This window comes from Frondihabitans sucicola (assembly GCF_030296615.1).
GTDB lineage: Bacteria > Actinomycetota > Actinomycetes > Actinomycetales > Microbacteriaceae > Frondihabitans > Frondihabitans sucicola.
Genome location: NZ_AP027732.1, coordinates 3,112,768 through 3,125,493, shown reverse-complemented (window position 1 = coordinate 3,125,493; position 12,726 = coordinate 3,112,768). Strand labels below are relative to the sequence as shown.

Here is a 12,726-nt window from a genome sequence, read left to right as displayed (position 1 = left end):
GAACCCCCGCTTGGCGGGCGTCGCTCCCGTCCGCGGACGAGGGCACCGCGTGCGCAGCGGGGGTTCGGGCCGTTCAGAGCGAAACGCAGGCCGCGCTCAGAGCGCGACGGGTGCAGCGTGGAACGGGGCCCGGTGGTACTGCTGCGGGTAGTAGTCGAGGTCGTCGCCCAGCTCGAAGGCCGCGCGGAGGGCGAAGTGCGGATCGCGCAGGAACTCGCGTCCGACGAACACCACGTCCGACTGGCCCGACTCGACGATCTCCTCGGCCTGCTGCGGCGTCAGGATGAGGCCGACGGCCCCGGTCGGCACGTCGGCGTCGCTGCGGACCGATGCCGCCAGCGGCACCTGGTAGCCGGGGCCCACCGGGATGACGGCCGATGCGGCGATCCCGCCGGAGGAGATGTCGAAGAGGTCGGCGCCGGCCTCCACGGCCCAGGCGGCGACGGTCGCGGTCTCGTGTTCGTCCCAGCCGCCCTCGACCCAGTCGGTGCCCGAGAAGCGCACGAGGATCGGGAAGTCGGGTCCGGTGGCCGCGCGGATCCCGCGGACGGCGTCGAGGACGATCCGGGCACGGTTCTCGAGGGACCCGCCGAAGCGGTCTGTGCGCTCGTTGCTCAGCGGCGAGAGGAACTGGTGCATCAGGTAGCCGTGCGCGGCGTGGAGCTCGACGAAGTCGAAGCCGGCCTGCTGCGAGCGGACGGCGCCCCGGACGAACGCCTCGACGACACCGTCGACCTCGTCGGTCGACAGAGCGCGCGGGGTGTCGTATCCGTCGAAGGCGATCGCCGACGGGCCCACGATCGGCCAGCCGTGCTCGTCTTCTGACAGGGTGCCGTTCTGTGGCTCCCAGGTGCGCGGCGTCGACGCCTTTCGGCCGGCGTGCGCGAGCTGGACGCCGATCTTGGCGCCCTGCGTGTGGACGAAGTCGATGATCGGGCGGAACGCGTCGCGCTGGGCGTCGTTCCAGAGGCCCAGGTCTTGGGGCGAGATCCTGCCCTCCGGGACGACCGCTGTCGCCTCGGTGACGATGGCGCCGGCACCGCCGCGGGCGAACGAGCCCAGGTGGACCAGATGCCAGGGGCCGGGCATCCCGTCGTAGTTCTCGGCCGAGTACTGGCACATGGCGGGTACCCACAGGCGGTTGCGGAAGGTGGTGGTTCGGAGGGTGATCGGCGTGAAGAGCGCTGAAGTCATGTCAACGACAACACCCGATGCGCAGGATCATTCCGCGCCGAGCGAGACGAGGAACGCGCGCAGTTCGCGGGGAGATGTGAAGACGTGCCCCGTGATGCCGAGAGCCTCGGCGCCTTCGACGTTGCTGCGCTTGTTGTCGATGAAGACCATCTCGGAGGCGGCGATGCCGAGCTCGTCGAGGACGTGCTGGTAGATGGTCGCGCTCGGTTTGAGGTCGTGCAGCTCGGCGCTGACGAAGACACGGTCGAACAGGGTTCCGACCGGGGAGTACCGCAGGGTGGAGGAGTAGTCGAAGCCGGCGTTCGAGAGGATCGCCAGCGGCGTTCCGCCGTCGTGAAGTTCGGCGATGATGTCGATGGTGCCGACCTCCGGGCTGATCCAGCCGGGGAAGTCGGCAGCCCAGAGCTCGTGGATCCGGGAGAGGGACCACTCGGTACCGGTGTCTCCGGCGATGGCCTCCCAGTACTCGACCACGGACAGGTCGCCGCCGTCGAGCGGCTCGCGGTGAGCGCCGTAGCTCGCCCAGAACGCGGCAGGATCGACGCCGGCCAGCTTCTCGAGCCGCTCGCGCACGCCGGCTGCGGGCGACTGGCTGATCACCTCGCCGTAATCGAAGACGACCGTTCTGCCGGGGAGGGATAGAGTCATGCAGCCCACGCTAGCGGTGGCCGCCTATCGTGAAACGCATGACCGACACCGTGCCGCTGAACTACGTCCCCTGGGCCGCCGCGGACGCGGCCGACTGGATCGCCGTCCCGGACGACGATGACGACAAGTACAGTCGGGGCGTTCTGGGCGTGGTCACGGGCTCCGATCAGTATCCGGGTGCCGCAGTCCTCGGCGTCGAGGCCGCGTTGCACACGGGCGTCGGCATGCTCCGCTACCTCGGTCCCGAGCGAGCGGCCTCGTTCGTGCTGCACCGTCGGCCGGAAGCCGTGACGAGTCCCGGGCGGGTCCAGGCCTGGCTGCTCGGCTCCGGGATCGATCCGGCGACCCTCGACGGCGTGACGACCGACCGCTTCCGCTCGGCGGCGCAGTCGGGTCTGCCGCTTGTTCTCGATGCCGGTGCGCTGGCTCTCCGCGAGCAGACGGATGCGCCGATCATCGTGACGCCGCACTTCCGGGAACTCGCCGGCGCGTCCGGCCGGTCGGTGGACGACATCGCCGCCGATCCCGCTGCGGCCGCCGCGCGTGCTGCGGAAGAGTGGGGCGTCACGGTCCTGCTGAAAGGACACCGCACGTACGTCGCCTCGCCCGGCGGGTTGCGGTTGGTGGCCTCCAGCGCACCGTCCTGGCTCGCCACGGCCGGGGCGGGTGACGCGCTGGGCGGGATCCTGGGGGCCCTCGTCGCCACGCACACCGACGAGATCGACGGCGACCAGGATGCTCTGGCTCGGCTGGCCGCGACGGCGAGCGTCGTGCACGGCCTCGCCGCCGCCCGGGCATCGGGGGCGGCCCGCTCACGGTGCTCGGCCTGATCGACGCCGTGCCGCCGACGATCGCCGCGCTGCTCGCCGACGGGTGACGCGGCTGGGCCGCGCGATCAGGAGGCCGGTGCGGCCTTGACCAGGAACTCGACCGCGCCCTGCTTCTGCACGGTGACGAAGCCGAGGCTCGGTGCGGCGACCTTGTAGTCGGAGAACGTCACCGGGATCGACCCGCTCACCTCGGCTCCGTCACCGGACAGCGCTGCCTTCATCGGCACCGTGACCCTCTTCGTGACGCCGTGAAGGGTGAGGTTGCCGGTCGCCGTGAACGCCGTGACCTTGCCCGAGCTGAGGCGAGTCGCCGCGACGGGGGAGGAGAGCCGGAACGTGGCGTCGGGGTAGATGTCCGTCTCGAGCGCCGACGTGCGGAAGTATTCGTCTCGACTGCCGCTGTCGGTTGCGATGTCGGCCACGGCGACCGTGATGTCGGCCGCCGTGATGGAGTCGTCGGCCAGGGTCACGGTTCCGGAGACCTTGGAGGTCTTTCCGACGACGGTGACGTCGGTGCCGTTCAGGACCTCTTTGACGCGGTAGCCGGCCGTGCTGCCCGAGGCGACTCTCCACGACCCCGAGATCGGAGTGCCGGTGAGGCTCGAGGTGCCGGGTGTGACGGCGACGGTCGGAGCGGCGTCGGGCGTGCCGACGACGACGTCGCGGTAGAAGATCGGCCCGGCGACGGCCGCGGTGGTGCCGAGGACGACGACGGCGATTCCGGCCCCGAGGAGGATGGCGGTCTTCTTCTTCACGAGCACCACGATGACGTGTCACCCTTGCCGGGGGCTGGGAGCGGCTTCGCCCGCGCCGGGGGATCCCGTGGCGCCCGCTACCCTGGTGCGCATGCCCTTCGCCCGCTCGACCGTCGTGCGGGCCGCCGCCCTGTGGCTCGCCTTCGTCGTGGTGCACCTCTGGCTGTCGGTCGCCGTGCTCCACGGCCCGCACACACCGCTCAACGACGTCTCGACCGTCTACCGCGACTGGATCTTCGACGGAGCCCACGGGCTCGGCTGGGTGGGTCTCGACCGGGTCTGGGTGTACCCGACCGTCGCGCTGCTGCCGATGCTGCTGGCCGCGGTCGCCGGTTTCGTGCACTACTCGGTGGTCTGGCTGCTTCTCGTCGCCCTGCTCGACGCGGGAGCGCTCGCGCTTCTCACCCGCGGCGGCACGCGCTTCCGGGCCGTCGGGTGGTGGTGGCTGGCGTTCCTCGTGCTGCTCGGGCCGATCGCGGTCGGCAGGATCGACAGCATCACGATTCCGATCGCCATGGCCGGGGTGCTGGTCGTGTCTCGTCGACCGCTGGTGGCCGGGATCCTGCTCGCCCTCGCGACCTGGATCAAGGTCTGGCCGGCGGCCCTGCTGCTCGCTCTGCTGATCGCCGCACGCCGCCGGATCGACGTCGCGGCCGGCGCTGTCGGCACGAGTGTCGTGGTGGTGCTCGTTGCGTTCTTCGTCGGAGGGAATTGGGCGGCGATCACGGGATTCGTCGGGCAGCAGACGGGCCGAGGCCTCCAGATCGAGGCGCCCGTGACGACGTTCTGGCTGTGGCTCGAAGCCCTCGGGGTGTCGGGAGTGTCGACGGCGTTCGACCAGACGCTCCTGACGTACCAGGTCTCGGGGCCGGGCGTCTCCGTCGCGGCGAACGCGATGACTGCTGTCATGGCCGTGGTCTTCCTCGGCATCGTCCTCCTCGGCGTCTGGGCCTCGCGTCGCGGAGTTCCCGCTTCGCACCTGCTCGCCCCGCTGGGCCTCGCGCTCACGACCGCCTTCATCGTGACGAACAAGGTGGGATCGCCGCAGTACGAGGGATGGCTGGCGGTCCCGGTGGTCCTGGGCCTCGTGCTCGCCCGCGGGGGTGCCCGCGCGTTCGTGGCCCCCGCGATCCTGGTCTCCGTGATCGCCGCGCTGACCCAGGTCGTCTACCCGTGGGGGTACGACGCCCTCGTGTTGGCCGACCGGTGGATGGTCGTCCTGATCACGGTCCGGAACGGGCTGCTCGTCGCGCTCCTGGTGGTGGCCCTGGTACGAGTCGTCGCCGCCGGACGGGCGGGCGCCGACACGGCCGAGGCGCGACCACGGGGTCGCGGGCTCGCGCGGGGCGAGGAGTCGGGCGAGGCGGCGACAGCGGACGTCGCCGAGGCGCATTCCGCTGGCGTTCGCGCGCAGGGTCGTCGCCGCGGTGGAAGGATTGACGCATGATCGTCGCCTTCAGCGTTTCTCCCAGCGGTGGCCCGCCCGCCGGCAGCGAGCCCGATTCCGTCCACACCGCCGTCGCGGCAGCCGTCAAGGTCGTGCGCGACTCGGGGCTCCCCAACCGCACGTCGTCCATGTTCACGGAGATCGAGGGCGAGTGGGACGACGTGATGGCTGTCGTCAAGGCCGCCACGGAGGCTGTCGCACCGTTCGGCCGCCGGGTCTCGCTCGTGCTGAAGGCCGATATCCGCCCCGGTCACACCGGCGAGCTCGACGGAAAGATCGAGCGCCTCGAGCGGGCGCTCGGCGATGCGTAGTCGCCGGCTGCCTGCGTGCCGGTGCCGGCCCCCGTCGGCGGCTGTGAGCCGGAACGCCGACAGGGCGTGCCCGGGCACGACGAGGCGCCGCATCAGACCTAGGATTGACCGTGAGTTCCGCGATGCGGAGCAGACCCGCGCGACTCGACGGTGAGCCGTAATCCTCTCTCCGACGAATGGTCCCGCCGTGCCCTCCTCTCCGCCCGCCGCCGGCGCCTCGCGCTGATCTCGCTCGCTCTCGGCGGTTTCGCCATCGGCACGACCGAGTTCGTCGCGATGGGACTGCTCCCCAACATCGCTCGCGATCTCCTGCCGGCGGCGTACTCGCAGTCGGCCGACGGCGCGACGGCGCACGCGGGCATGCTGATCAGCGCCTACGCGCTGGGTGTCGTGGTGGGAGCCCCGACGATCGCGGCGACCACGTCGAGGGTTCCGCGCAAGAAGCTCCTGCTGATCCTGCTCGCGGCCTTCGTCGTCGGAACGCTGGCGTCTGCGATCCTGCCCAGCTTCGGGCTCGTGCTGCTCGCGCGATTCGCGGCCGGGCTGCCCCACGGCGCCTACTTCGGCGTCGCGTCGATCGCCGCGGGTTCGCTGATGGGGCCGGGAAACCGGGGCAAGGGCGTTGCGTTCGTCTTCGCCGGGCTCACCATCGCCAATATCGTCGGGGTGCCCCTCATCACGTTCCTCGGCCAGGTGGCGGGCTGGCGCGTCGCCTACGTCGCCGTCGCGGCCCTGTTCGCGTTGACCTTCCTCGCCGTGGGGCTGGCCCTACCGCACCAGGCGGCGGCGGAGGGCGCGTCGATCAAGCGTGAACTGCAGGCGTTCACCAAGCCGCAGGTGTGGCTGGTCATGGGGATCGGCGCGATCGGCTTCGGCGGGTTCTTCGCCGTGTACAGCTACGTGGCGACGGCTGTGACGCAGGGAGCCGGCTACTCCGAGTCGCTGGTGCCCTTCGTGCTGGTCGGGGTCGGCATCGGGATGACCATCGGCAACCTCCTGGGCGGCTGGGGTGCCGACAAGAGCATCCGCCGCACCCTGATGTTCGGCTTCGCCGGCCTGCTCCTGGCGTTGGCCGGTTACGGCCTCACGGCGCACCTCATCGTCGGGATCTTCTTCTTCGCGTTCCTGCTCGGTCTGACGTCGTCCATGATCAGCCCGGCGATCCAGACCCGGCTCATGGAGGTCGCCGGCGACAGCACCGTCATCGCGGCAGCCCTCAACCACTCGGCCTTCAACCTCGGCAACAGCCTGGGCGCGTACCTCGGCGGCGCCGTGATCGCCGCGGGGCTCGGGTTCGCCGCTCCCGCGTGGGTGGGCGTGATCCTGGCCGTCTTCGGCGTGATCCTGACCTTCGTGAGTTACGCGGTGCAGCGTCGGCAGGCGGCGCGCGGCGAGCCGGTGCCGTCGGACACCCGCGAGATCCGGACCATCCCGGCGTAGTCGCCGTCGCCACGACCGGAACCCCCGCTTTCGGTGCTTCGCACCGGTCCGCGGACGAGAGCGACGTGCAGAATGCGGGGGTCGGGCAGAAAGCGGGGTCTGGCAGCGGCGACGCCTAGAAGCCGGAGGGGCCGGCGTCGTCGGTCTGCAGCAGGATGCCGTCTTGGATGGCGCGCTTCCGCAAGGCCACCTTCGTGCCGACGTCGTAGCCGGCGACGCGGTACTTCTCGCGGATGCGCTTGAGGTACGACTTCGCCGTCTCTTCGGAGATGCCGAGCTGGTAGGCGACGGCCTTGACCGGCTCGCCGCCGCCGTACAGCGCCATCACGCGGCGCTCCTGCGCGGAGAGCTTCGGCACGCCGCCGACCTCGGCGGCATTGAGCGCCAGGTCGAGTTCGGCCGAGATGTACGACTCGCCGTTGGAGGCGCTGCGGATCGCCTCCACGATCATCTCGGCGTCCTCGCTCTTGACCAGGTAGCCCAGGGCTCCGGCCGCGAGGGCCTCGCGGACCACGTTCGGCTCGGAGTACGTGCTCATCAGCACGGTCTTCACTCCGGCCGTCTTGAGCGTCGAGATCTTCAGCGAGATCGGCAGGTTGTCTTTGAGGTCGAGGTCGAGCAGGACCACGTCGACGGGGAACTCGGGGTGCGTCAGCAACTCGGGCCACGACGCGACCGCTGCGACCATGGAGATGTCGCTGGCAGCGCCGCGGATCCACTCGCTGAGGGCACCGAGCAGCATCTTGTGGTCGTCGACGAGGGCGAGGCGAATGCGTCCTTCGGAGTCAGGCACGGGTGTCTCTCTTTCGATGAGGATTTGGCTAATGCTACGAGTCGGCGGGGTTGTCGACGGAACAACGGATGGCGAGCCGCAAACTGCCCTGCTGCGTGGAGGCCTGGAATTCGCCCACGCGGCCGAGGGCGCTCCAGGTGGCCGGGGTCACGCGGTTGCGGCGGATACCGGTCGAAGTCACGTCGACGGGAACCTCGACGGTGCGCCCGGCGAGCGAGGCGATCGAGTTCGACGTGGCGATCGGACCGAGGGTCAGGGTGATGCTCGTGCCTGCCGCTCGCGTGCGGCGGTCGCCGAGCAGGAGCCAGACGGCCTGCAGGAGGCCGTCGCGCTGCTCGGGGGTGAGGAGCCCGGCGAGCGACGACGGATCGGCCAGTTTGACGGCGCGGCCGAGGTATTCGGACTCGGTGACCGCGTGATACAGCCAGGTCTCGCGGCGGCCCTCGATGAGGTGCAGCCGCAGCTCGGTGGCCAGCGACGCCGCGGTGGAGGCGACGGCGGGTTCGAGGGGAGGGGACGTCGCCGGTCGCGACGCCGTCGAGCAGCTTCTCGGCTGCGAGGTCGAGGCGGGCCAGCTCGTCGCTGGCCAGCATGCCCACGGCGAAGCGGGGCTGGGTGACCGTCGACTGGACGAGCACGCGGTCGAGCTCGATCTGCACCATGTGCCGGAAGCGCTGCACGGCGTAGATGGCGACGGCCGAGGGGAGGATCGCGATGGCGATGACCGACATCTGCTGGGGGAAGGTCTCCCGATTGAGAGGTGTCGTCAGGATCACCGCCACGACGAAGACGATGAGCAGGATCGCCGCGGCAACGACGAGCTCGCGGGCCGGCCGGAGCGTCACCAGCGGCAGCAGGCCGAAGCCGACCGACACGCTCGCCGTGGCGAAGGCGCCGATGTTGTGCAGCGGCCAGATCGCGACGAAGTCGAGGACCACGACGAGCGCGAGGGCGGCGCAGAGCACGATCATGACGACGCCGGTGAGGCGCTCGCCCTGGATGGCGACGAGCGTCACGACGCCGATGAAGGCAGCCAGGTAGATCAGCCAGGCGACGATCGCGGGGGCGGCGACCGGGTACTGCGACAGGTGCACGAGGAAGAAGATCAACCCGTAGATCGCCTGGACCGCGGCGACGGCGGCCGCGCCCATCCCGAGGTAGCCGGTGCCGAGGGTCGCTCCGGCCTGCTGAGCCTGGCGGAGGGATCGGGCGCCGGTGGAGGAGGTGGGGAGACCCCGGGCGGCGCGGCGGTGTCGAGGGACGCCGAGGGTGTTCTCGTCGATGCTCATGCGGTGACCCTCCGGCTAGCTGCGCTCATCGCGGTGCCTCCAGCACGACGGTCGTGCCGGCTCCCGGCGCCGAGAACAGGCGCGCGCCGCCACCGACCTCGCGGAGGCGGTTGACGACGCTCTCTTTGAAGCCGAGCCGCTCTTCGGAGATGCCGTCGAGTTCGAAGCCGACGCCGGCGTCCGTGACCATGGCCCGCACCATCTTCTCGTCGTGGATGATCGTGACGTGCGCCTCGGTGACCCCCGCATGACGGCGGACGTTCTCGAGGCACTCGGCCAGGGCGAGCAGGAAGGCGTCGAGCACGTGGGTCGGGAGCAGCACCTGACCGGTGCCGTGCCAGCTGACCTCGAGACCCATCCTGCCGAAGCGCTGCTTGACCGACTCGAGCGTCTGGCCCAGCGGGCTCTCCTCGGTCGTGTCGAGGTTGTAGTCGCCGGACGACTGGGGCTGCGGGGTCGAGCCGAGCCGGAGGTGGCGCAGCAGGCGCGCGTCTTCGGCGGCCTGGGCGCGGAGGGCGTCCGGTGTGACTCCGAAACCGGAGTGGGCCAGGAGGGTGAGCGTCGCGAGGACGGTGTCGTGGAGCAGCCGGGCACCCTGCCGACGCTGCGCCTCCGTCTCGGAGGCCTGACGCTCGGCGCGGTGGGCGTTGCCGATGGAGTAGATGCGCCGGGCGGCGCGGGGAACGCTGTTGCCGATCCAGAAGCCGGCGACGAAGCACAGGACCCAGCCGAGCAGGACGGCGGCGACCTGGACGTTCAGGATCGTGCCGGTGCCGACCACCACCTCGGCGAGGACGAGGGCGGCGGCCACCGCGGCGAGGACGACCCGCTTGACCGACGAGGACAGCAGGAGCGCGAAGGACGCCACGGCACCGCCGACCAGAGGGATGACGGCGGTCGCGAGCGGGCCGTCGATGCCTCCGGGGACCAGAGCGACGCCGCCGGCGACGATGCCGGCCGCCATCCCGAGCACGAGCCACAGCAGGTTGCCGCTGCGCCCGATCATGACGAGCATCGCGATCATGACGAGGCTCACGACATCGACGATCGCCTGGCGGGGAAGGTCGGTGACGCCGGGGAAGCTCAGCGCGACCAGGGAGACCGCGGTGCACGCGATTCCGAGGAAACGTGTCGTCGTCCGGAGGAGGCGATCACGCTCCTGGGCGAAGAGGTCCATGCGAGTCCAAGGATGGTCGGGAGAAGGTGCTCGACAAAGCGCCTAGACCCATCGTTCCACAAAGTGCCCCCGTCCGAGGGGCGCGGCGCGCGGGTAGCGAGGCAGTTTCAGCTTTCGAGCAGGGCCTGGAGGTGGCGCCCGACGGTCTCGTTCTCGATCAGGAATCCGTCATGTCCGAACTCGCTGTCGATCACGACCGCCTCCTCCGCCGACGAGGGGCGGAGTCCGTCGGCGATGAGGCGCTGGTCGTCGGGCGGGAACAGGCGGTCGCTGTCGATTCCGAGGATGAGCGCGCGGGCCGTGACACGCTGGAGAGCGGACGACACTCCGCCGCGATCCCGACCGATGTCGTGGGAGTTCATGGCGCGCGCGAGCGTGATGTAGCTGTTCGCATCGAAACGCCGCGTGAACTTGTTGCCGTGGAAATCGAGGTAGCTCGCCACGGCGAACCGCCCGCGTCCGGTCAGCGGGGAGAGTTCCGACTGCCAGGTGCGCCCGAAGCGGGCGTTGAGCTCGTCGGGCGAGCGGTAGTTCAACAGGGCCATGCGGCGCGCCAGCGCGAGGCCGCGGTACGGACCCTCTCCGTCGGCAGCGTCGTAGTACTGCCCCTCCGTGAAACCGGGATCCATGTGGATCGCCTCGATCTGAACGGTGTTGAGGGCGATCTGGTCGGCGCTGGAGAACGCCGTCGTCGACAGCGCGGCGAGCCGCTCGACCCTGGCGGGGTGCGACACGGCCCACTCGAGGGCGTGCATGCCGCCCATCGAGCCGCCGATCACGGCGGCGAAGCGGGCGATGCCGAGAGCGTCGGCGAACCGGGCCTGGGCTTCGACCTGGTCGCGGATGGTGAGGTGGGGAAACCGCGATCCCCACTCGACGCCGTCGGGCGCGAGGAGGCCGGCCCGGTCGTCCCCTGGCAGCCGCCGAGCATGTTCGGGGCGACGACGAACCAGCGATCGGTGTCGACGGCGAGCCCGGGGCCGACGATGCCCGGCCACCAGCCGGCCGTCGTGTGACCGGCGCCGGCCGGCCCTGTCAGGTGGCTGTCGCCCGTGAGGGCGTGGAGGACGATGACGACGTTCGAGTCGTCGGCCGCGCGCTCCCCGAACGTCTCGTACGCGATTCGGGGATGGGGCAGGATCTCGCCGCTCTCGAGCCGCAGATCGTCGATCGTCACGAACTGCCGGTCACCGACCGGATCGCCCTCCCGCCAGGCTCCCGTCACGGGCGGTTTGCCCAGCAGGGTCTGGCGCGCCTTGTCGGTGACGACGCTCGAGGGAACGGTGTCTTCGGGTGTCGTCTGCCAGTCCATTTGCTCCAAGCATGGCAACAAAGAGCAGCGGCCGCCTGACTGTTACGTCTGGCGGCCGCTGTCTCGACGCGTGTCGAGTCGGGTCAGTTGCCGCGCAGGGACGCCGCCGTGACCGTCGCGGCCGCTGCGAATCCGGCGGCCAGGTCGGTCTTCAGGTCGTCGATGTTCTCGAGTCCGATCGACAGGCGCACCAGGCCCGGCGTGACACCGGTGGTCAGCTGCTGCTCGGGCGTGAGCTGCGAGTGCGTCGTGGAGGCCGGGTGGATCACGAGGCTGCGGACGTCGCCGATGTTCGCCAGGTGGCTGAACAGGTCGAGGTTGTCGACGAGTGCCTTGCCGGCGTCGACGCCGCCCTTGAGCTCGAACGACAGGACCGCGCCGACGCCCTTGGGGGCGTACTTGTTGGCGGCGGCGTACCACGGGCTGGTCGGGAGGCCGGCGTAGAACACGTTGGCGACGTCGTCGCGAGCGTCGAGCCACTCGGCGACGTCCTGGGCGTTCTGGACGTGGCGCTCGATGCGGAGCGACAGGGTCTCGATTCCCTGGATGAGAGAGAACGCGGTGTCGGCGGAGTTCGAGGAGCCGAGGTCGCGGAGCAGCTGCACGCGGGCCTTGATGATGTAGGCGAGAGGGTCGCCGACGGCGGCGGTGTAGCTGGCGCCGTGATACGACGGGTCGGGCTCGGTCAGCTCGGGGAACTTCTCGACGTTCTTCGACCACTCGAACTTTCCGCCGTCGACGATCAGTCCGCCGATCACCGTGCCGTGACCGCCGAGGAACTTGGTGGCCGAATGGACGACGATGTCGGCACCGAACTCGAACGGGCGGATCAGGTAGGGTGTGGCGATCGTGTTGTCGACGATCAACGGGACGCCGTTCTCATGGGCGATCGACGACACGAGGGAGATGTCGAGAATGTTGATCTTCGGGTTTCCGATGGTCTCGGCGAAGAACAGCTTGGTGTTGGGGCGGACGGCGCGGTGCCACTCGTCCGCGTCGTCCTGGTTCTCGACGAAGGTCGTCTCGATGCCGAGCTTGGCGAGGGTGTATTTGAACAGGTTGTAGGTGCCGCCGTAGATCGACGACGACGACACGATGTGGTCGCCGGCGCGAGCGATGTTCAGCACCGCGAGGGTCTCGGCCGCCTGGCCCGAGGAGACCAGGAGCGCGCCGGTCCCGCCCTCGAGAGCGGCGATGCGCTGCTCGACGACGTCGTGCGTCGGGTTCATGATGCGCGAGTAGATGTTGCCGAACTCGGCGAGGGCGAAGAGGTTCTTCGCCTGCTCGGCGCTCTCGAACACGTACGACGTCGTCTTGTAGATCGGTGTCGCCCTGGCGTGCGTGGTCGGGTCGGGCTGGGCTCCGGCGTGGATCTGCTGCGTCTCGAACTTCCAGTCGGCGCTCTGGTCGGCCATGGTGTTCTCCTCGTTCGGGTGGTCTCGGGGGTGGTGCGTGCGCGTCGGCGGTGACGAGCTGCTGCGGCGAGCCTAGGGAGCCTCCACTGCCGCTGCAATGGCCCCGACACGCGGC

Annotated in this window: 11 protein-coding genes and 1 pseudogene; 4 read left to right on the top strand and 8 right to left on the bottom strand. The window is 70.1% G+C overall.

Going from position 1 to position 12,726, the window contains the following annotated elements; translation table 11 throughout:
* Positions 1-96: 96 nt before the first annotated feature.
* Both QUE79_RS16100 and QUE79_RS16095 read right to left on the bottom strand, forming a co-directional pair.
* The gene (locus QUE79_RS16100; protein WP_286343961.1) at positions 97-1,194 is read right to left on the bottom strand and encodes an NADH:flavin oxidoreductase/NADH oxidase; all 1,098 of its coding nucleotides are present in this window, start codon (positions 1,192-1,194) and stop codon (positions 97-99) included.
* A gap of 27 nt (positions 1,195-1,221) precedes the next feature.
* Positions 1,222-1,842, bottom strand: a complete 621-nt coding sequence (locus QUE79_RS16095; protein ID WP_286343960.1) for an HAD family hydrolase — start codon at positions 1,840-1,842, stop codon at positions 1,222-1,224.
* Between the two features lie 38 nt (positions 1,843-1,880).
* Between QUE79_RS16095 and QUE79_RS16090 the strand changes: the two genes are divergently transcribed.
* Positions 1,881-2,672 carry an ADP-dependent NAD(P)H-hydrate dehydratase gene (locus tag QUE79_RS16090; protein WP_286343959.1) on the top strand — a complete coding sequence of 264 codons (792 nt, stop codon included), beginning with the start codon at positions 1,881-1,883 and terminating at the stop codon, positions 2,670-2,672.
* 65 nt (positions 2,673-2,737) lie between these two features.
* Here QUE79_RS16090 and QUE79_RS16085 read toward each other — a convergent pair whose 3' ends face one another.
* Complete coding sequence (locus QUE79_RS16085; RefSeq protein WP_286343958.1) at positions 2,738-3,427, bottom strand: YceI family protein; 690 nt, start codon at positions 3,425-3,427, stop codon at positions 2,738-2,740.
* Between the two features lie 91 nt (positions 3,428-3,518).
* On the opposite strand from QUE79_RS16085, the gene QUE79_RS16080 reads away from it, so the two are divergent.
* The 3 genes from QUE79_RS16080 to QUE79_RS16070 all read left to right on the top strand — a co-directional run bounded on the left by QUE79_RS16080 (position 3,519) and on the right by QUE79_RS16070 (position 6,625).
* Positions 3,519-4,874 carry a glycosyltransferase 87 family protein gene (locus QUE79_RS16080; protein ID WP_286343957.1) on the top strand — a complete coding sequence of 452 codons (1,356 nt, stop codon included), beginning with the start codon at positions 3,519-3,521 and terminating at the stop codon, positions 4,872-4,874.
* Positions 4,871-5,185: a thiamine-binding protein gene (locus QUE79_RS16075; protein WP_286343956.1), complete on the top strand. Its 315-nt coding sequence runs from the start codon at positions 4,871-4,873 to the stop codon at positions 5,183-5,185. The genes QUE79_RS16080 and QUE79_RS16075 overlap by 4 nt, the downstream gene beginning before the upstream one ends.
* 150 nt (positions 5,186-5,335) lie before the next feature.
* Positions 5,336-6,625 (top strand): MFS transporter, encoded by a 1,290-nt coding sequence (locus tag QUE79_RS16070; protein WP_286343955.1) that lies wholly within the window; start codon positions 5,336-5,338, stop codon positions 6,623-6,625.
* 115 nt (positions 6,626-6,740) lie between these two features.
* Here QUE79_RS16070 and QUE79_RS16065 read toward each other — a convergent pair whose 3' ends face one another.
* From QUE79_RS16065 to QUE79_RS16045, 5 genes and pseudogenes are all read right to left on the bottom strand, one after another.
* Positions 6,741-7,367 (bottom strand): response regulator transcription factor, encoded by a 627-nt coding sequence (locus tag QUE79_RS16065; protein WP_286343954.1) that lies wholly within the window; start codon positions 7,365-7,367, stop codon positions 6,741-6,743.
* Positions 7,277-8,707, bottom strand: a complete 1,431-nt coding sequence (locus QUE79_RS16060) for a hypothetical protein (RefSeq protein ID WP_286343953.1) — start codon at positions 8,705-8,707, stop codon at positions 7,277-7,279. Before QUE79_RS16060 ends, QUE79_RS16065 begins: the two co-directional genes overlap by 91 nt.
* Before the next feature lie 25 nt (positions 8,708-8,732).
* A complete protein-coding gene (locus QUE79_RS16055; RefSeq protein WP_286343952.1) occupies positions 8,733-9,884 on the bottom strand; it encodes a sensor histidine kinase in 1,152 nt (383 codons plus the stop codon).
* Between the two features lie 107 nt (positions 9,885-9,991).
* A pseudogene (gene metX, locus QUE79_RS16050) lies at positions 9,992-11,196 on the bottom strand (homoserine O-acetyltransferase MetX).
* Positions 11,197-11,279: 83 nt separating this feature from the next.
* Positions 11,280-12,611 (bottom strand): bifunctional o-acetylhomoserine/o-acetylserine sulfhydrylase, encoded by a 1,332-nt coding sequence (locus QUE79_RS16045; protein WP_286343951.1) that lies wholly within the window; start codon positions 12,609-12,611, stop codon positions 11,280-11,282.
* Positions 12,612-12,726 lie beyond the last annotated feature (115 nt).